Origin of the sequence: Streptomyces sp. NBC_00203 (assembly GCF_045206325.1) — a bacterium.
Lineage (GTDB): Bacteria > Actinomycetota > Actinomycetes > Streptomycetales > Streptomycetaceae > Streptomyces > Streptomyces lutosisoli.
The window spans coordinates 10,724,670-10,740,967 of sequence record NZ_CP108126.1; the positions used below are offsets into that span (position 1 = coordinate 10,724,670).

Consider the following 16,298-nt stretch of genomic DNA (forward strand, 5'->3'; position numbering starts at 1 on the left):
TGGCGTACGGGGCTCGGGGGCGGGTGCTGGACGATGGTTTTACGGGCACGACCGGGGCGTGACGAGGGCGAACGGGCCGTCGTTCGTCGATTGTCGCGGGCGCGGAAGGCGCCGCGCGATGCAGTGATGCGGGCCCGGATGATCGAGCTGAGTTGGTCGGGGCTACGGGTGCCGGCGATCGCCGTGGCGCTGGACTGCAGCCAGAAAACGGTCCGGTGCTGGCTGCACCGCTTCAACCGCTCAGGCATGGAAGGGCTGGATGATCTGGGCGGGCAGGGCCGCAGGCGACGGATCACCGAGGAGGAACGGTCGAGAATCATTTCCATGGTCAAGACCGTGCCGCCGGGGCGGCTGAGGTGGGAGCCGGTCGGGGAGCTGTGGGCCTTCGACGAGTCCGGGCCACCCGAGTGGACCCTGGATTCTCTGGCCGCGGCGGCGCGGGCCGCAGGGATCGAGGTGAGGCGCTCGCAGGTCAGGCGTATCTTGCTCGCCGAAGGCGTGTGCTGGCGCCGCACCCGGTCCTGGACGCGATCGAAGGACCCGGACTTCGTCCCAAAAGGACACGGATCATCGGCCTCTGCACCCGCCCGACGGCGCGACGGTGATCTGCGCTGACGAGCTGGGGCCAGTGATCCCGCGGACCTTCCCGCCCGCACCCGCATGGTCACCCGACGGGCACTGGATCAAAGCGGAACTCGACTACAGCCGCGGTCCCGAGAAAACTGGGTCTATGGCGGTCTGCGACCAGCGGACGGCCAGGCAGTCACGATGACCGCTTCCTCCCGCGACAGCGTCTTCTACCAGCAGTTCCTGCAACTGCTCGAGGACGCCAATCCGGACGGGGAGATCTGGATCGTCACCGACAACCTGTCCAGTCACAACAGCGTGTCCACACGGACCTGGCTCGAGGACCATCCCCGCATCCACCACACCTTCATCCCTGTGGGCGCGTGCTGGCTCAACCTGCAGGAAGGCTGATGGCGCATCTTCTGCAAGGCCGCCCTCGCCGGCCGGTCATTCGGCAACCGCGACGACATCGACCAGGCCACCGCCCTGGCGACCGACCAGCTCAACGCCCATGCCAACCCCTGGATCTGGGGCAGGCCCGCACCGCCAACCCGCTCACTACGGCGCCGGTACGTGTACACCGTTTGAGGAACCCAGCACTAGACGCCCTTGGGAGCAGTGCGGCGGTGAATGGGACCGCCGGGCGTGTACCAGCCCGCCTTCTTGCGCACGGCCGGGGACGGATCCTCGTCGCGGGAGCGGAGCAGCGCGGCGACGGCGTCCGCGTTTTCGTGCACCCACAGTCCTAGGAGTTCGGCCGCTCTCATCCTGACCTGCGGGTCCACGTCCTCCTGGAGGAGACGGACGGCGCGCGGCAGAAGCCGGACGCGGTCGGGACGGCAGGCATCCGCGTCCGGCTTGCACCGCAGACAGGAAAGGGCGTGCAGGGCTGCCACCCGCACCCGGGCGTCGGGGTCGTCGAGCCTCGCGATCAGCTCGTCCATGGCCTCCGGGGCGAGCAGTTCGTCCAGCAGATTGCAGCACTGCTCCCGTACCCGTGGCTCGGGGTGGGTCAGTCCGCGCCGGATGGCCAAAAGAGCCGCGGGGCCGCGCCGCAGGAGTGCCCGGAAGGCGTCCGGGCGGCGTGGCTCGCTGCCCAGCGCGTCGATGAGTACCCCGTCTTCGACCGTCACGAACCAAGCGTGCGCGCTCGCGGCCTTCGACCCCAACTCCTTTTTGAATGCGGCGAGTTCAGGACCTCACACGGTGAACTCCCGTATCACTGTGTTCCGGAACGCCGCCGTGCCCCCGATCGAGAACAGCGCGAGCCCCGTGTCGATCAGATACGGGAACGCCTGCGACGAGTGCACGTACCGGCCGTCGTCGACGAACATCTCGACGGACGTGCGGTCGACCAGGATCTGCAGCCTCACCGTGCGGGCCGACGGGTCGAAGGGGCTGTGACTCTCCTGCCACTTACCGGAGTTGTCGGGGTTGACGGTGGTGCGGCGGTTGACGAACGAGAAGTCGTCGTAGATGCCGGCGTCGATGTGCCGCCCCCCGTCGGGAGAACGGCGCAGCTGGAGGCCGGCGCCGGTCAGTGTGTCCCAGGTGATCTCGGTGGTCACCTCGTAGGACGTGCCGGTGTAGTCGAGGACGCGGGTGCCGTCGACCTCCAGGTCGCCCAGGTCCACGGTGCGCGAGACGTGGTCGTCCAGGGCGGAGACCGGCCGCGAGGCGAGGTAGTACGTCCCGTTCGGGGCCCGCTTCAGGGTGATCTCGCGGACGATCGAGTCGGTGCCGTTGAAACCGTCGCAGTCGATGGTGGGGGTGGTGTTGGCGTAGTCCCAGTTGTTGAGCCAGCCGATCGCGTGTCGGACGGACGGATCCACCGAACCGTCGTCCCGGCGCTTCTCGAACGTGACGGCCCCGTACCAGTCCCACCCGTGGTCGAGCCACTGCGGATCGCTCGCGTCGGCGGTGAACGCGGTGCCGTCGAAGGAACCGGTCCAGTACGCGTACGTGTTGGGCAGCCCGGCCGCCTTGCCGTTGGCGCTCGCGCCCAGCACCCACTTCGCCGTGGCGTCGTCCGCGGTGATGCGGAACAGGTCGGGGCACTCCAGGACGCCGAGGCCGTCCTTGATGAATCCGCCGGCGTACGTCCAGGACTTCAGGTCCGCCGAGTGGTAGAAGCCGATCTTGTTGTTCTCGGCGAGGGCCATCACCCAGCGACCGTGTTCCTCGTCACGGACGATCTTGGGATCGCGGAAGTCGGGCACGCCGGGGTTGGCCAGCACCGGGTCGGTGCCGTGGTTGCGGAAGGAGCGGCCGCCGTCGGTGGAGTAGTACAGGTACTGCGCCTGAGTGACCTCGTCGGGCGCCATGGTGGCGATGACGATCACCGCGCCCGCGCCGAAGCCGGCCGTGTTGTCGGCGTCGACCACCGCCGAGCCCGACCAGACGTCGCCGCCCGCGGTGGTGTCCTTCGGCACGGCGATCCCGCGGTCGGTGAACGCGACCAGGTCGGTGCTGGTGGCCAGCCGCCAGGCGGTGCCCGCGGTCGTGCCGCCCGTCAGGTAGTCGGCGTTGTAGAGGTAGTAGTAGTGGTACTCGCCGTCGATCCACACCGGTCGCTGCGGATCGTTCTTCCACTGGTCGGGGACCGTGAAGTGGTACGCGGCGCGGTAACTGGCGCAACCGGCCGCGGACTTGGGTTTCGCGGCGGCCGGGGGCGCGGCCTGCAGCAGCACGGCTGCCGCGCCCCCGGCCGATCCGGCGAAGAGCGCTCTCCTGGACATCCCACGCATCACACATCGTTCCTCTCGTCACTGAGCTCGTCGAGCTCGGAACGGCGGCTCATGGGGTCAGGACTGTGCGGCCTAACTCGTTAAAGGTCAAGGGGTGCACGACTCTTGACAGCGCCGTCGCGCACTTCCCATCATCTGGGGCATCAACCCTGAACTAACACGAGTTAGGCCCGTTGGATGACCGACTCGCACGTCTCCCGCCGCACGCTGCTGCGGTACGGCGCCTACGGCGCGGGTGCCGCCGCCCTGACCGGTACCGCAGCGAGCTGGGACCGGCTCACCGGAGCCGACATACCCGGCCGCGACGACGGTTCCCTCGTCGTCGCCACCCTCGGCCCCGCCTACGGGCCGGAGGCCATCCGCACCCTCACCGAGGGCTTCCGCGAGGTGCACCCAGACATCAAGCTCCGGATCAACGCGGTGCAGGCCGTCGACTGGTCGGACTTCTTCGCGAAGATCCTCACCCAGATCGCGGCGGGTACCGCCCCCGACCTCGTCTACGTCGCCACCGAGGGCGTCCAGCTCTTCGCCCAGCGGCTGGGTGTCGCCCTGGACCAGTGGGTGAAGCGGGACGCGGCCGAACTGCGCGAGTACTTCGCCGACGTCCACCCCTCGCTGGTGGAGTCGATGATGTACGAGGGCAGCCTCTACCAGCTGCCGGTCGAGTTCAACGCGGCCGACATGTACCTGAACAACCAGGTCCTGAAGCGGGCGGGCGCGAGCTTCCCCGCGGCCGACTGGACCCGCGACGACTTCACCGCGCTGCTGCGGGACATGAAGAAGTCCAGCGGCAGCCAGTTCACCCCGTACTTCTGGACCAACCGCCTGTGGGGCGGCGTGGTGCCCTGGCTCTTCGCCAACGGCACGAACCTGCTCACCGAGTCCAAGGCGCCCGGCGGCGCCTGGCTGTGGGACTCCTTCTACCCGGCCGCCGAACGGCAGGGCCGCGGGGGCGGCTTCCGGTGGACGACCCCGCAGGCCACACACGACCGCGTGGAGGAGGCGTACGACTATCTCGCCTCCCTCATCCAGGAGGACCTGTGCACCCGCCCCGAGGGCGGCAACGGCCAGAACCTCGTCGGCGTGTTCTCCACCGGCCGGGTCGGCGTCACGCCGGCCGGCGGCTTCTGGGCGGGCGGTCTGCATCTCGCGGGCATGCAGGCGGCCGACTACGACGTGCAGTACTTCCCGCGCTGGCGCACCCAGCGCATGCAGTTCGGCGCCGCCGGCTACGCCCTGCTGCGCACGTCGAAGCGGCAGGAGGAGGCCTGGGAGTTCATCAAGTACGCCGCCCGAAGGGACACCCTGATGCGGCTGTTCAAGACCAACCAGACCACCCCGGCCCGCCGTTCGATGCTGACCGCCGACCGCTACCGGGAGACCGGCCCGAACCACTGGCAGACCTTCTACGACACCCTCGACAAGTTCCCCGACACCGGGCCGATCCCCGCGCCGCCGCAGGTCGCCGAGGTCGAGCAAGTGCTGCTCAAGCACACCGGAACGGCGCTCGCCGCACGGCGCTCGGTGGGTCCCGCGCTGCGCCGGATGCAGGGCGATCTGGAGAAGGCCATGGAGCGTGACGTATGACGAACACTTCGACTCCCGCCCGGACAAGGACGGTGGCTCCTCCGCCCGTGGCCCCCGCGCGGCCGTCCGCCCGCGACCGCGGCACCCGCCTGCTGGCCACTTTGTTCCTGGCCCCGACGATCGTCGGCATCGTCGTCTTCACGGTCGTCCCGATCGTCGGCTCGGTGGTGCTCAGCCTCTTCCACTGGAACGTGATCGACGACCCGAGCTTCGCGGGGGCCGCCAACTACCGCGAGATGCTGAGCGATTCGACCGTTCTGGTGTCCTTCCGCAACACACTCGTGTTCATGGTGCTCGCGGTCGCCCTCCAACTGCTGATCGCGCTGGTGCTGGCGCTCGCGGTGAACGGGCGGATGCCGGTGTGGCTGCGCTCGGTGTTCCGTTCGGCGTTCTTCTTCCCGCTGGTGCTGTCCGCCGCGTCGATCTCGGTGGTGATGAAGTACCTGTTCAACCAGGACTTCGGTGTCGTCAACTGGCTGCTCGGGCTGATCGGCATCGCTCCGGTGCCGTGGCTCACCTCCGAGAACTCGGCGATGGCGGCGGTCATCCTCGTCTACGTCTGGCAGCAGTTCGGCTTCTCCTTCCTGCTGTTCGTCGGGGGCCTGAACAACATCCCCAAGGAGATCCACGAGGCCGCCTCCCTCGACGGCGCGACCGGTCTGCGCAAGCACCTCAACGTCACGCTGCCGCTGCTGTCACCCACCCTGCTGGTCGCGTCGGTGGTCGGCATCATCAACGCCCTGCAGGTCTTCGAGCAGCCGTACGTCCTCACCAACGGCGGGCCCGGCGACTCCACCCGCACCGTCGTGATGGTCATCTACGAGAGCGCGTTCGAGCAGCTCCGCTTCGGCGAGGCGTCCGCGGTGGGCGTGCTGCTGTTCGTGCTGATCATGGCGGTCACCGCCCTCCAGTTCCGGCTCAGCCGGCGTTTCGTCCACTACCAGTGAGCCGGTGAACCCCCTATGACCCAAGCGACTTCGACCGTGAGCCGGGCCCGTCACTCGCTCGCTCCGTGGGCGCGGATCACCGGACTGGCGGTGTGCGCCCTGCTGACGCTCGGTCCGGTCATCTGGACCGTCTCCACCTCGCTGCGCACGCCGGCCGAGTCCTTCGACCTGCCGCCGAGGATCATTCCGACCAGCCCGACCGTGGAGTCGTACCGCGGGGTCTTCGACCAGATCGATGTGTGGCTGCTCGCTTTGAACTCCACACTCGTGACCGCTTTGATCGCGGTCGGCCAGATGATCACCGCAGGTCTCGCCGGTTACGCGTTCGCTCGTCTCGAATTCCGTTTCAAGAAGCCGCTGTTCGGACTGGTCCTCGCGACCATGATGGTCCCCTTGCAGGTCACGATCGTTCCGGTGTTCCTGGTGCTCAAGTCGATGAGTCTGACCGACACGCTGCTCGGTCTGATCATTCCGGCGTTTCCGACCGCGTTCGGCACCTTCCTGATGCGCCAGTACTTCCTCGGCATGCCGAAGGACCTGGGCGAGGCGGCGATGCTGGACGGCTGCGGGCCCTGGCGCATCTTCCGCTCGGTCTACGCCCCGCTGGCCGCGCCCGGCCTCGCGATCGTCGGCGTGCTGGCCTTCAACTACCACTGGAACGAGTTCTTCCGGCCGCTGATCCTGGAGACCTCCGGCCAGAACTACACCCTGCCGCTGGGCCTCGTCTCCCTCCAGGGCAATCTCGGCACCGGCTCCATCTCGGTCGTCCTCGCCGGTGTCGTCCTTTCCATGATCCCCGCCGTCGCCGTGTTCGTCGTCGGCCAGCGCCCTCTGCGCGAGGGCATCACGTCCGCAGGAGTCAACCGTTGAAGCACGACCCCGACGCCCCGCGTTTCAGGGTCCGTCCGCCCGCCCACTGGATCAACGACCCGAACGGGCCCTTCCGTTGGCGCGACCGCTACCACCTCTTCTACCAGCACAACCCCGACGCCCCGCGCCACGAGAACGTCCACTGGGGCCATGTCTCCAGCCCCGACCTCGCCCACTGGGAACACCACCCCCTCGCGCTCACCCCGACACCCGGCGGCCCCGACGAGGCGGGCTGCTGGTCCGGGTGCGTGGTCGACGACGACGGCGTACCGACCGCCGTCTACACCGGCATCGACCGCCACCACAGCGGCCTCGGCACCATCTGCCTGGCCCGGGCGGTCGTCCCGGACGACGAGACCCTCACCGACTGGAAGCCCCTGCCCACACCGGTCGTGACCGGCCCGCCGGCCGGCCTGGACGTCGTCATGTTCCGCGACCCGTTCGTCTTCCGCAGCGGTGGCAGGCGCTGGGCACTGGTCGGGGCGGGCCACGCCGACGGCACACCGTCGGTCCTGCTGTACGACTGCGACGACCTGGCCGACTGGCGGTTCGCCGGTGTGCTGCTCGACGGCAACGACCCTGTGGCGACGGACGTGTTCGGCGACAAGGCGGTCGGCTGGGAGTGCCCGCAGCTGTTCGCGACGGCGGGCGGGGAGTGGGTGCTCGTCGTGTCGCTGTGGGACGGCGACCCGATGGCCACGGGCTGTCTGACGGGCCGTCTGGAGCTCGACGGCGAAGGCGGGTTGCGCTTCGGGGCACGCACCGGCGGCCGGCTCGACCACGGGCGGGACTTCTACGCACCCGCCGTCCTCCAGGAGTCGGACCGGACCCTGATGTGGGGCTGGTCCTGGGAGGCCCGTGAGCAGGGCGAGGTGGACGCTGCAGGCTGGGCCGGTGTCCTCACCGCGCCGAGGGTCGTGGACGTCCGTCCGGACGGCGCGCTGAGCGTCGTACCGGCTCCGGAGCTGCAACTGCTGCGCGCGGCCGAGCCGTTCGCCACCGCACCCGAACGCACCCCGCTGCCGCAGTCGTACGACCTGACGGTCACCGCCCGCACACCGACCACCGTCAGTCTGCTGCGCTCTGCCTCCGGCGCGGAGCTGACGATCCGCCTGGACCCGGACGAAGGCACCGTGACCCTGGACAGCAGTGACTGGCCGCGGACCCGGAGCGAGGGGTCGGCGCCCCTCGTCGTACGGGCGCCCGCGAGGGAGGTGCGCATCCTCGTCGACGGCTCCCTGTTCGAGCTGTTCGCCGACGATCGCGCCACCGTCACCGAGCGGATCTACCGACGTCCGGGCGACGTGCCCGAGCTCGTCGTGACCGGAGCCGGGGCCACCGTCATCGGATGGGAGCAGGTCCCACCGACGAGCGGCTGATCACCGGGCAGGCGAGACGCCGTACCGTCGCGGGCGGCGTCTTGCCGGTCTCGATGGCGTCGAGGAGGAGCCGGGTGGCCGCCTCGCCCATCGCCCGGTGCGGGAGAGCGACGGTGGTGAGCGGCGGGGACAGGAAGGCAGCCATGTGCTCCTGGTCGTCGTACCCGACCACGGACAGCTCTTCGGGGACGGTGATCCCGAGCCGGGTAGCGGCGTGCAGTGCACCCGCGGCGACGCGGTCGTTGTAGCAGAAGATCCCGGTGGGGCGGCGGCCGGCGGGCACGCCGTCGAGCAGCCGCAGCGCTCCCTCGTAGCCGCCGGAGATCTCGCCGCCGGTCCGCACGACCCACTCCTTGGGGACGGTGATCCCCTCGGCGCGCAGCGCATCACGGAAGCCGCGCAGCCGCTCGACCGAGGCGATGTCGTCGAGGCCGCCGACGTGGGCGATCCTGCGGTGCCCCTCGTCGAGAAGCAGGCGGGCGGCCGTACGGCCTCCCGCGCGTTCGGCGGGGATGACGGCAGGCAGCGAGTCGTCCTCGGGGACGCAGTTGGCGAGGACGGAGTGGGTGCGGTGCAGGCCCTCTGGGACGCGGACGCGGCGCAGGGAGAAGGCGGCGTAGATGATGCCGTCCACGCGTCGGTCCAGGAGCTCGGCGACCGCAGCGTCCTCCTTGGCGGGGTCGCCGCCGGAGTCGACGGTCAGGACGAGGTGCTCGTTGTCCCAGGCCGTGTCCATCGCGCCGCGCAGCAGCCGGCCGGCGAAGGGCGAGGAGGCGATCTCGTCGGTGACCAGGCCGATCACGGCCGTACGACGGCGGCGCAGGCCGCGGGCGACGGGGTCGGGGCGGTAGCCGAGCTGGGCGGCGGCCTGGCGGATGCGCTCCTGGGTGGCGGGCGAGAGGTTGCCCTCGGCCCGGCCGTTGAACACGAAGGAGACCGCGGTGTGCGACACGCCGGCGAGCCGCGCGACGTCCCGGGACGTGGGGCGTCCATGGCCTGCCGGCTGCTTCTCCTCGGTGCTGCCCATGCCGTCCGCTGCCTTCATCCCCCGCCAGTTCCCCGCCCGTCCGCTTGATCACTGCTCACCCTATCCGTGACGCTCGGTGGACGACACAGTCGAAGGGAAGGTCCGGGAGCGATCAGCATCCCGGTACACACGCTCAACCACGGCACCAGGATCCCGGCGATCGGCCTGGGCACCTGGCCCATGAGCGACCCGGAGTCGGAAGAGGCGGTGGCGGATGGCCTGCGCCTGGGCGACGGCCTGGTCGACACGGCGACGAGCCACCACAACGAGGCCGGTGTCGGGCTCGGCGTCGCCCGCACCGGCGTCCCCGCGAGGAGGTCGTGCTGACGACCAAGCTCCCGGGCCGGCACCACGGGTACGAGGAGAACCTGGCCTCCTTCGAGGAGCACCGCGACCGGCTCGGCCTGGACTACGTCGACTGGGCGGAGATTCGGATGTGCACGAGGAATTCTGAGATCTGTTGAATCCGGACCCAACTGCCCATCTCTGCCTCAATGTTCGCAGCGGTACGTCCTCGATCATCCGCTCGCGCCTCTGGCGGTCCCCGTATGCGCACTGCGCTCCGCGTCGGCATAGCCGGGGCGGTGGCCGCGGCCACCCCCCTCACCTGCGGCACCGCTCAGGCGACACCGCCGGGACCTGGTGTCACGGGCAAGCTGATCAGCCAGATCACCATCGGTGACACCGACTACGTCGTACGGGAGGTCACCTTTCCGCCCGGCCAGGCCACCGGCTGCACGACCACGACGGTCTCGTCTACGGGTACGTGAAGCAGGGCACGCTCACGCACTACCACGCGGACTGTGCGACTGACGGCGTCTATCCGAGGGGCACGACCGTTGCGTGAGCCGGGCGGGCCGAGCGATGTCCACCTCGGCCGGAACCTCGGCGGCACCGCGCTCGCCGTGGTCGGGTGGGTGCGGTGTCTTTTCCGGGGTGGGGTCTGTGCTGGTGTGGTGTGGGGCTGGTCCTGTGGGTGGTGTGGGCTGCTGGATAGTATTTGTGTATGGATGGGTGGTTTGCCGGTTTCGCGGGGTTGGGGTCGTGGGTGTGGGTGGGGTGTGTGTGATGGGTGCAGGACTGGATATGTCGGGTGCCGGTGGGGGACCGGATGTGTCGGGTGGGGGTGCCGGTGGGGGTGGGTCGGGGGGTGGGGGGTGTATACGGGGCGGGCTTCGGGTTTGGTGGGGGCGCAGATTGCGGGGTATCGGGTGGAGCGTGAGATCGGGCGGGGGGGTATGGCGGTGGTGTATTGCGCGCGGGATCTGCATCTGGACCGTACGGTGGCGCTGAAGCTGCTGGCTCCGGAAATGGTCCGCAATGAGACGTTCCGCCGGCGTTTCACGTATGAGTCGCGGGTGGCGGCTGCGATTGACCATCCGCATATTGTGCCGATTTTTGAGGCCGGTGAGACGGATGGTGTCCTGTATATCGCCATGCGTTATGTGCCGGGGCTGGATCTGCGGGCTCTGCTGGACCGGGACGGCCCGTTGCCGGTGGAGACGGCGCTCCGTATTGCGGCTCAGGTGGCGTCGGCGCTTGATGCGGCGCATGAGCATGGTCTGGTGCACCGGGATGTGAAGCCGGGGAATGTTCTGGTGGCCCGGGGTACGGACAGTGATCATCCCGAGCATGTGTATCTCACGGATTTCGGGCTGACGAAGAAGTCGCTGTCGTTGACGGGGTTCACGACGGTGGGGGAGTTCGTGGGCACGCTGGATTATGTGGCGCCGGAGCAGATTTCGGGGCGTCCGGTGGACGGCCGGTGTGATCTGTACAGTCTGGCCTGCGTCGTCTACGAGATGCTGGCGGGCGGGCCGCCTTTCCGGCGGGATGACGACATCGCGCTGCTGTGGGCGCATCAGTACGATGCTCCGCCTGCTTTGAGTGAGAGGCGGCCGGGTACTGCGCCGGCGATGGACGATGTGCTGGCCAGGGCGCTGGCGAAGGTTCCCGAGGACCGTTACGGCTCCTGTCTGGAATTCGTGGCGGCTCTGCGCGCCGCTGCGGACAGTGCCGGCGGGGGTGAGCATCCGCCGGCGCGGGCGGGCCGTGGTTCTGCCGGGGCCGCGCAGCCTGCCGGGCCGGCCCCGGATCCGCCGCTGTGGGCCCGGCCGGTCTTTGTCCGTTCGTCCGGTGACTGAGGCTGCCCGTGTGGTGTCGTGGGGGTGTTGACGGCTGCTGATCCGCGCGCTGTGCGGTCGGCGGCGGGCTGATGGCAGGGCGGCGGGAGCTCGCGCAGGGGTGAAGTTTCCCCATGGTCTTGGACGCGTTCTCGTTACGCCGCGAGGGCTTGGTCTTGCTGGTGGCGCAGGCGTGTCTCGTGGGGCGTGAGGTGACCCCGGTTGATGTGTCTGCGCAGGCGGCGTCTGTTGGAGAAGGTCTCGGCGAAGTCGAAGATGCCGGCGCGGGTGGTGGCGCGGTCGGGCCGGAAGCGGGTGCCGATCTCCTCTTTGAGTACGGCCCACAAACTCTCCGCGGCGGCGTTGTCGAGACAGCTTCCGGTTCGTCCCGTGCTCTACCGGTGTCCCGACTTGGTTGTACGGGTGCGGAATTGAACGGAGGTGTACTCCGGCCCGCGGTCGCTGTGGATCACGCGGCCGGGTTCCGGGCGGCCGGGGCCGGCGGCCGTGTCGAGGGCGTCGGCGACCTGGTCGCCGCGGTGGTGGCCGGCCATCGGGTAGCCGGTCACCTCACGGGTGGCCGGGTCCGGCCAGGAGGCGGGGTGGAGCCGGCCTTCGCCGGTGGGGATGCAGGTGATGTCTCCGACGGCCTTCGTGCCGGGGTGGGCGGCGGTGAGGTCCCGGCCGATCGGATCGGCAGACGGGGCGGCCTTGGTGTCGGCCCTGGCCGGACTGCGGCGGCCGGTGCGGCGGCCGGCCCCGGCGATCCGGTGCTTCCGCATGACGGGCGCCACCCGCTTGCGGTTCACCAGCCGTGCCTGGTGGCGCAGTTCGGCGGTGCTGCGGGGGGATGCCGTAGGTGCCCCGGGACGCGACGTGGATCACCGTGATCTCGTGCGCCAGGGTCTCGTCCGCCCGCCACCGCTCTTCCCGGGCCTGGCAGCCGGCCACCTGGGCGTAGTGCGTCGAGCGGGCCGTCTTCATCACCTTGCACAGCAGCGTGACCGTGTAGTTGGCCTTCTCCGCATGGGTGAACCGGCATGTCGCGCTCACCGGTCGCTCTCCTTCGCGAGGAAGGCGGTCGCTTTTTCAGGATCTCGATCGTCTTCGCCTGCTCGGAGTTGAATTTCCGCAACCGCTTCAGCTCCTGGTCCCGGTCATCCGCGCCGGGTTGGTGCCGCGCGACGCCCGGCGCCAACCCGGCGCCCTCGGCAGCGCTGGCCTTCTCCGCCCGGCCTCGCAAGGGCTCCGGGCTGGTCCCGGGCTCCTGGGCGGCCTCGGTCGCCGTCCGGCCCGGCGGCCGCGCCGGCTCGATCGTGTCGCGCTGGTACTCATCCGGGTACCGCTTCGTGTATGTGCTTCCCGCCTGGCACTGCTTCCTGTGGAACCTCGGATCCCGGTCTCCCGGTCTCCCGGTGTCCAGGATCAGGGGGGGGGGGGCTTCACCGCGCGCAGCCCGTGGTCGTGGCCGGCGGGGCAGGGGCGGGGCGGGATGCCTGAACGCCGTCGGACGCCGCACGGACGGGGCTGTCACCGCGCGGGAGCCGGAGCTCGCTGAATTCCGCCCGAGGCAGGTGGCGGGGTGGGGTGTGCGTGTTCACCGGCGGCGTTTTTGTGGGCTTTTACCTGATGTGTGCGGCTTGGTCAAGCCACGACATGTCGGAGCGTGACCGTGGCGGGTGTGCGGGGCCTACTTGAAGTGCGGGCCTCACCGGAAAGGAAATGAGGCAGCAGGGTACGGCGGAAATCCTCACCAAGGTTATCGCTTTCACCGATCCGTAGTTGTTCCGGTGTGGCGGTTCCGGTCGATATCCGGTCCGCCGGCCATGGTCCAGAATTCCTGGGGCGCGTCTATGGGCCCCTCTGTATTGCTAGGAGAAATTCCATGACTCGTAATGTTCACACCCACAGTGATGTCCGTTCCCGGCGGCGTGGCCTGCGTTTTGCGACGCTCTTCGCCTCGGCCGCGGTGATCTCGGGGGGCATTCTCCTTCCGGCGTCCTCCGCGATGGCCGCCCCGATGCCGGCCTCGCACGTTGTGAGCTTCGTTCACGGCGGCGGCGTCGGCGGTGACGGAGGGGATGGCGGCGGCGGCCTCATCGGCGGCGGCGGCGGCTCCGGGGGCTCTGGTGGCGGCAGCGTCCTGGGCACCGGCGGTGACGGCGGCAAGGGCGGCAACGGCGGCAGCGGTGTCCTGTCCGGCGGCGCCGGTGGCGGCGGCGGTGGCGGCGGCGAAGGTGTCGTCGGCGGCAACGGCGGCAAGGGCGGCAACGGAGGCACCGGCCTGTTCGGCGGCAACGCCGGCGGTGGCGGTGGCGGCGGCGACGGCGTCTTGCAGGGCGGCAACGGCGGCAAGGGCGGCAACGGCGGCGACGGTGTCTTCCAGGGCGGCAACGGCGGCAAGGGCGGCAAGGGCGGCCTCGGTGGTCTCTTCGGCGGCCTGGGCGGCGGTGGTGGTGCCGGAGGCAGCAGCATCTTCTGACGCTCTAGCGCCGGCAGCCCCGAATAGGGGCTGCGGCGTCCGGGCCCTGGTGGCCCGCCCCGACGGGGTGGAGGTCAAAGCGGCCTCCACCCCCCACCCCCCAACCCCCTCACCTCCCTCAGATTTCACCTCGTGACGGAAACGGAGAACCCCCATGTCCAGAAGGCTCTGGCAGCGTCCGCTCATCCTGGCGGTGGCCTCGGTGGCCCTGGCCACCGGCACCGCGTGTGCCGCGCAGGCATCGCCGAGTGCCACGGCGGCCACCACCCGCGTGGTCCTGGCCGACCAGTCCTCCCACTGCGGGAAGGGCGGAGAAGGCGGGGAGGGCGGGGAAGGCGGCAGGGGCGGTGAGCCCGGCCGGCCGGGTGAGCCCGGCAAGCCCGGCACGTCCTGCTTGCGGTTCGGCGCTCTGCCTGACAAGCCCGCATCGAAGCTCACGGTGATCGACAAGGTACGGATCGTGATGGCGGTGGAGTCCGGTCAGGCGAAGAAGGCCGAGGTCGCCAAGAAGTACAAGGTCTCTGAAAAGGAGATCGACACCTGGGTCAAGCAGTTCCGCGACGGTGACTGGGCCGCGCTGATGGGGGTGAACTTCCTCTTCGGCTCCTGAGGGGCCTTAGACCGGGCCGGTCTCCTCGATACAGGGCCCGCCCGGTGGCCTCTTCCGCACCTGTCCTCGCGGACGGACCGGGGGAGAGGCGGAAAAGGGAAACCGCGTCACGGAAACGAATTCTTCGGGAAGGGAGAATTTCATGCGTATGCGCTCTTGGAAAATCCGTCTCGGTCTCACGGTCTCGACTGCCCTGACCGCTGGTCTGGCGGCCGGCGCGCTGGCGCCGGCCGCGATGGCGGCGCCGATGCCGCAGGGGCATGCGGCCACGGCGCAGGCCGCCCGGGATCTGCCGGCCGCGGACGGCGGGGGCACGCAGCCGGGCGGCGGCACCGGAGGGTTCGGCAGCATCAAGGTGGGAGGCGGCAGCGTCCGTATCGGTGACCGGGTGTGCGCGGGCCAGTGCAACGGAACGGTCAACGGGACCAGCGGCACGGGCGGCGGGATCTGCGCCGGGATCTGCAACGGCAGCGCCAACGGCGGCAACGGCACGGCCGGCGGTCCGGGCATGGGCGGGACGGACGGCGGGAACGGCGGGATCTGCGCCGGGATCTGCAACGGCAGCGCCAACGGGGGCAGCGGCGGCAACGGCGGGGACGCGGTGGGCTCCGGCGACGGCGGCAGGGGCGGCCGGGGCGGCAACGGCGGGATCTGCATCGGCGCAGGCTGCCAGAGCAGCGGCCAGGGCGGGCGCGGCGGCAACGGGGGAGCCGGCTGAGGCCGACCATCTCGTGCCGCCGCCGCGCCGGCGGCCCGGGCGGTCCCCGCCGAGATGCCGAAGCCGGCGGCTGTCCGGGCGAGGGTGTCGTACTGGTGCAGGTGCACCAGGGCGACCGGTGCACGCTGGTGCGGCGGGAGCTTGCGGCGGCGGTCAACCCCGGGGGTGACGATGAGCAAGACGATGAGCATGGTGACCCACCCGACCAGGGTGTGCGGGAGGCCGAGTGCGGCAGGATGGGGAACCAGCGAGGCTCCTGTGCCGATGGGTTGAGACTTCGAACACCTCCCTCAACGGCGTGGGAGCCTCGTCCGTTGCGTGCCATGCCGCCGTCACCCGATCAGCGGCCACGCTGAAAGAGCTCAATGAGCAGACCGTCCTCCCAAAGACCCGTCCACCTCCGCCCAGTCCATGTCCGGCCGCTGGGCGGACTGTGTCCAGCCGGTGATCCGTCTGCGCCGCTCCATGTGTGAACGACGGCGCCGCGTTGGATCGATGTGCGTGTCACCGCGGTGCACGTCACCGCGGAGAGAGTCGCTGTCGAGGCGTCGTCGTGCGGGCGGCCACCAGTCTGTCCGGACTGCGGCTGGCCGGGACGTCGCGTCCACTCGCGGTACGTGCGCCGGGTAGCCGAACGCCCTGTGGTGGGGCGGCCGTTGGCGATCTGGCTCAGTGTGCGCCGGTTCTTCTGTGAGCGGGCTTCGTGCGGCCGGCGGACGTTCGTCGAGCAGGTCCCGGATCTGAGTGAGCGGTACCGTTGCCACAGCGTTGGCCTGCGGCGATGGATGGAGCCCATCGCGACGTTCCTGGGCGGTCGTCCCGGTGAACGCCTATGCCAGGTCCTCCTGTTGCCCACCGGTCGTACCCACCTGTTGGGGCTGCTCACGGCCCCGGGCGGTGCCCGAGCAGGCGCCTCGGGTGTTGGGAGTCGACGAGTTCGCCTTCCGCAAGGGCTGGCGTTACGGCACTGTCCTGGTCGACATTGAGGCGGCCCGGGTGGTGTACGTCCTGCCCGACCGGGATGCGGCGACCTTCGCCGCCTGGCTGCGCGAACAGCCCGGCGCGGAGATCATCTGCAGGGACCGGGCCAGCGCCTACTCCAGTGCCGTGCGCCAAGCAGCGCCAGGCGCCCAGGAGATCGCCGACCGCTGGCATTTGCTCAACAACCTCTCCTCCGCGGTCGAGCAGGGGCCGGTAGGGTGCCGCGCGTGGATTCGGCGCCAGATGATGTGCTGCGCGCC

17 protein-coding genes and 3 pseudogenes are annotated in these 16,298 nt (G+C 69.9%); 14 read left to right on the top strand and 6 right to left on the bottom strand.

Annotation, left to right across the window (positions count from 1 at the left end; genetic code table 11):
* Positions 1 to 126: 126 nt before the first annotated feature.
* Both OG975_RS47580 and OG975_RS47585 read left to right on the top strand, forming a co-directional pair.
* Positions 127 to 615, top strand: coding sequence for a transposase (locus OG975_RS47580; RefSeq protein ID WP_406336037.1), 489 nt, complete (start codon positions 127 to 129; stop codon positions 613 to 615).
* Positions 616 to 660: 45 nt separating this feature from the next.
* On the top strand, positions 661 to 978 hold the full coding sequence (locus tag OG975_RS47585) for a transposase (protein ID WP_406336038.1): 318 nt from the start codon (positions 661 to 663) through the stop codon (positions 976 to 978).
* Positions 979 to 1,166: 188 nt separating this feature from the next.
* Here OG975_RS47585 and OG975_RS47590 read toward each other — a convergent pair whose 3' ends face one another.
* Both OG975_RS47590 and OG975_RS47595 read right to left on the bottom strand, forming a co-directional pair.
* Positions 1,167 to 1,700, bottom strand: coding sequence for a HEAT repeat domain-containing protein (locus OG975_RS47590; RefSeq protein WP_406336039.1), 534 nt, complete (start codon positions 1,698 to 1,700; stop codon positions 1,167 to 1,169).
* A 66-nt stretch (positions 1,701 to 1,766) separates the two neighbouring features.
* Positions 1,767 to 3,314, bottom strand: coding sequence for a glycoside hydrolase family 32 protein (locus OG975_RS47595; RefSeq protein ID WP_406336040.1), 1,548 nt, complete (start codon positions 3,312 to 3,314; stop codon positions 1,767 to 1,769).
* Positions 3,315 to 3,491: 177 nt separating this feature from the next.
* Between OG975_RS47595 and OG975_RS47600 the strand changes: the two genes are divergently transcribed.
* The 4 genes from OG975_RS47600 to OG975_RS47615 are packed head-to-tail and all read left to right on the top strand — an operon-like array spanning position 3,492 to position 8,097.
* Positions 3,492 to 4,901 carry an extracellular solute-binding protein gene (locus OG975_RS47600; RefSeq protein ID WP_406336041.1) on the top strand — a complete coding sequence of 470 codons (1,410 nt, stop codon included), beginning with the start codon at positions 3,492 to 3,494 and terminating at the stop codon, positions 4,899 to 4,901.
* Positions 4,898 to 5,848: a carbohydrate ABC transporter permease gene (locus tag OG975_RS47605; RefSeq protein ID WP_406336042.1), complete on the top strand. Its 951-nt coding sequence runs from the start codon at positions 4,898 to 4,900 to the stop codon at positions 5,846 to 5,848. The genes OG975_RS47600 and OG975_RS47605 overlap by 4 nt, the downstream gene beginning before the upstream one ends.
* Before the next feature lie 15 nt (positions 5,849 to 5,863).
* The gene (locus OG975_RS47610; RefSeq protein WP_369265116.1) at positions 5,864 to 6,718 is read left to right on the top strand and encodes a carbohydrate ABC transporter permease; all 855 of its coding nucleotides are present in this window, start codon (positions 5,864 to 5,866) and stop codon (positions 6,716 to 6,718) included.
* Positions 6,715 to 8,097, top strand: a complete 1,383-nt coding sequence (locus tag OG975_RS47615) for a glycoside hydrolase family 32 protein (protein WP_406336043.1) — start codon at positions 6,715 to 6,717, stop codon at positions 8,095 to 8,097. Before OG975_RS47610 ends, OG975_RS47615 begins: the two co-directional genes overlap by 4 nt.
* Here OG975_RS47615 and OG975_RS47620 read toward each other — a convergent pair.
* Positions 8,060 to 9,124: a LacI family DNA-binding transcriptional regulator gene (locus tag OG975_RS47620; RefSeq protein WP_406336772.1), complete on the bottom strand. Its 1,065-nt coding sequence runs from the start codon at positions 9,122 to 9,124 to the stop codon at positions 8,060 to 8,062. The two genes, OG975_RS47615 and OG975_RS47620, sit on opposite strands and share 38 nt — an antisense overlap.
* A 111-nt stretch (positions 9,125 to 9,235) precedes the next feature.
* On the opposite strand from OG975_RS47620, the pseudogene OG975_RS47625 reads away from it, so the two are divergent.
* The 3 genes and pseudogenes from OG975_RS47625 to OG975_RS47635 form a co-directional block, all read left to right on the top strand.
* Positions 9,236 to 9,543, top strand: a pseudogene (locus OG975_RS47625) (aldo/keto reductase); the annotation flags it as partial.
* Positions 9,544 to 9,672: 129 nt separating this feature from the next.
* The gene (locus OG975_RS47630; RefSeq protein WP_406336044.1) at positions 9,673 to 9,894 is read left to right on the top strand and encodes a hypothetical protein; all 222 of its coding nucleotides are present in this window, start codon (positions 9,673 to 9,675) and stop codon (positions 9,892 to 9,894) included.
* Between the two features lie 387 nt (positions 9,895 to 10,281).
* Positions 10,282 to 11,268, top strand: a complete 987-nt coding sequence (locus OG975_RS47635; RefSeq protein WP_406336045.1) for a serine/threonine-protein kinase — start codon at positions 10,282 to 10,284, stop codon at positions 11,266 to 11,268.
* 134 nt (positions 11,269 to 11,402) lie between these two features.
* Here the strand turns inward: OG975_RS47635 and OG975_RS47640 are convergent, their stop codons facing one another.
* Positions 11,403 to 11,594, bottom strand: coding sequence for a hypothetical protein (locus tag OG975_RS47640; RefSeq protein WP_406336046.1), 192 nt, complete (start codon positions 11,592 to 11,594; stop codon positions 11,403 to 11,405).
* A gap of 48 nt (positions 11,595 to 11,642) precedes the next feature.
* Positions 11,643 to 12,056 (bottom strand): DDE-type integrase/transposase/recombinase, encoded by a 414-nt coding sequence (locus OG975_RS47645; protein ID WP_406336047.1) that lies wholly within the window; start codon positions 12,054 to 12,056, stop codon positions 11,643 to 11,645.
* A 1,076-nt stretch (positions 12,057 to 13,132) separates the two neighbouring features.
* On the opposite strand from OG975_RS47645, the gene OG975_RS47650 reads away from it, so the two are divergent.
* The 3 genes from OG975_RS47650 to OG975_RS47660 all read left to right on the top strand — a co-directional run bounded on the left by OG975_RS47650 (position 13,133) and on the right by OG975_RS47660 (position 15,057).
* On the top strand, positions 13,133 to 13,729 hold the full coding sequence (locus tag OG975_RS47650; protein ID WP_406336048.1) for a hypothetical protein: 597 nt from the start codon (positions 13,133 to 13,135) through the stop codon (positions 13,727 to 13,729).
* 154 nt (positions 13,730 to 13,883) lie between these two features.
* The gene (locus OG975_RS47655; RefSeq protein WP_406336049.1) at positions 13,884 to 14,339 is read left to right on the top strand and encodes a transposase; all 456 of its coding nucleotides are present in this window, start codon (positions 13,884 to 13,886) and stop codon (positions 14,337 to 14,339) included.
* Between the two features lie 142 nt (positions 14,340 to 14,481).
* A complete protein-coding gene (locus tag OG975_RS47660; RefSeq protein WP_406336050.1) occupies positions 14,482 to 15,057 on the top strand; it encodes a hypothetical protein in 576 nt (191 codons plus the stop codon).
* Between the two features lie 32 nt (positions 15,058 to 15,089).
* On the opposite strand, the pseudogene OG975_RS47665 reads toward OG975_RS47660, so the two are convergent.
* Positions 15,090 to 15,305 (bottom strand): annotated as a pseudogene (locus OG975_RS47665) (transposase family protein); the annotation flags it as partial.
* Positions 15,306 to 15,569: 264 nt separating this feature from the next.
* Between OG975_RS47665 and OG975_RS47670 the strand changes: the two are divergent.
* Together OG975_RS47670 and OG975_RS47675 are read left to right on the top strand one after the other, a co-directional pair.
* Positions 15,570 to 16,043: a transposase family protein gene (locus OG975_RS47670; RefSeq protein WP_406336773.1), complete on the top strand. Its 474-nt coding sequence runs from the start codon at positions 15,570 to 15,572 to the stop codon at positions 16,041 to 16,043.
* Positions 15,976 to 16,233 (top strand): annotated as a pseudogene (locus OG975_RS47675) (transposase); the annotation flags it as partial. The gene OG975_RS47670 and the pseudogene OG975_RS47675, both read left to right, overlap by 68 nt.
* Between the last annotated feature and the right edge of the window lie 65 nt (positions 16,234 to 16,298).

Excerpts from the sequence above, each read along its gene's own strand:
- OG975_RS47630 (WP_406336044.1), top strand. The coding sequence starts at position 9,673 with ATGCGCACTGCGCTCCGCGTCGGCATAGCCGGGGCGGTGGCCGCGGCC.
- OG975_RS47585 (WP_406336038.1), top strand. The coding sequence starts at position 661 with ATGGTCACCCGACGGGCACTGGATCAAAGCGGAACTCGACTACAGCCG.
- OG975_RS47605 (WP_406336042.1), top strand. The coding sequence starts at position 4,898 with ATGACGAACACTTCGACTCCCGCCCGGACAAGGACGGTGGCTCCTCCG.
- OG975_RS47580 (WP_406336037.1), top strand. The coding sequence starts at position 127 with ATGCGGGCCCGGATGATCGAGCTGAGTTGGTCGGGGCTACGGGTGCCG.
- OG975_RS47600 (WP_406336041.1), top strand. The coding sequence starts at position 3,492 with ATGACCGACTCGCACGTCTCCCGCCGCACGCTGCTGCGGTACGGCGCC.
- OG975_RS47660 (WP_406336050.1), top strand. The coding sequence starts at position 14,482 with ATGCGTATGCGCTCTTGGAAAATCCGTCTCGGTCTCACGGTCTCGACT.
- OG975_RS47655 (WP_406336049.1), top strand. The coding sequence starts at position 13,884 with ATGTCCAGAAGGCTCTGGCAGCGTCCGCTCATCCTGGCGGTGGCCTCG.
- OG975_RS47595 (WP_406336040.1), bottom strand. The coding sequence starts at position 3,314 with ATGCGTGGGATGTCCAGGAGAGCGCTCTTCGCCGGATCGGCCGGGGGC.
- OG975_RS47650 (WP_406336048.1), top strand. The coding sequence starts at position 13,133 with ATGACTCGTAATGTTCACACCCACAGTGATGTCCGTTCCCGGCGGCGT.
- OG975_RS47620 (WP_406336772.1), bottom strand. The coding sequence starts at position 9,124 with ATGGGCAGCACCGAGGAGAAGCAGCCGGCAGGCCATGGACGCCCCACG.
- OG975_RS47610 (WP_369265116.1), top strand. The coding sequence starts at position 5,864 with ATGACCCAAGCGACTTCGACCGTGAGCCGGGCCCGTCACTCGCTCGCT.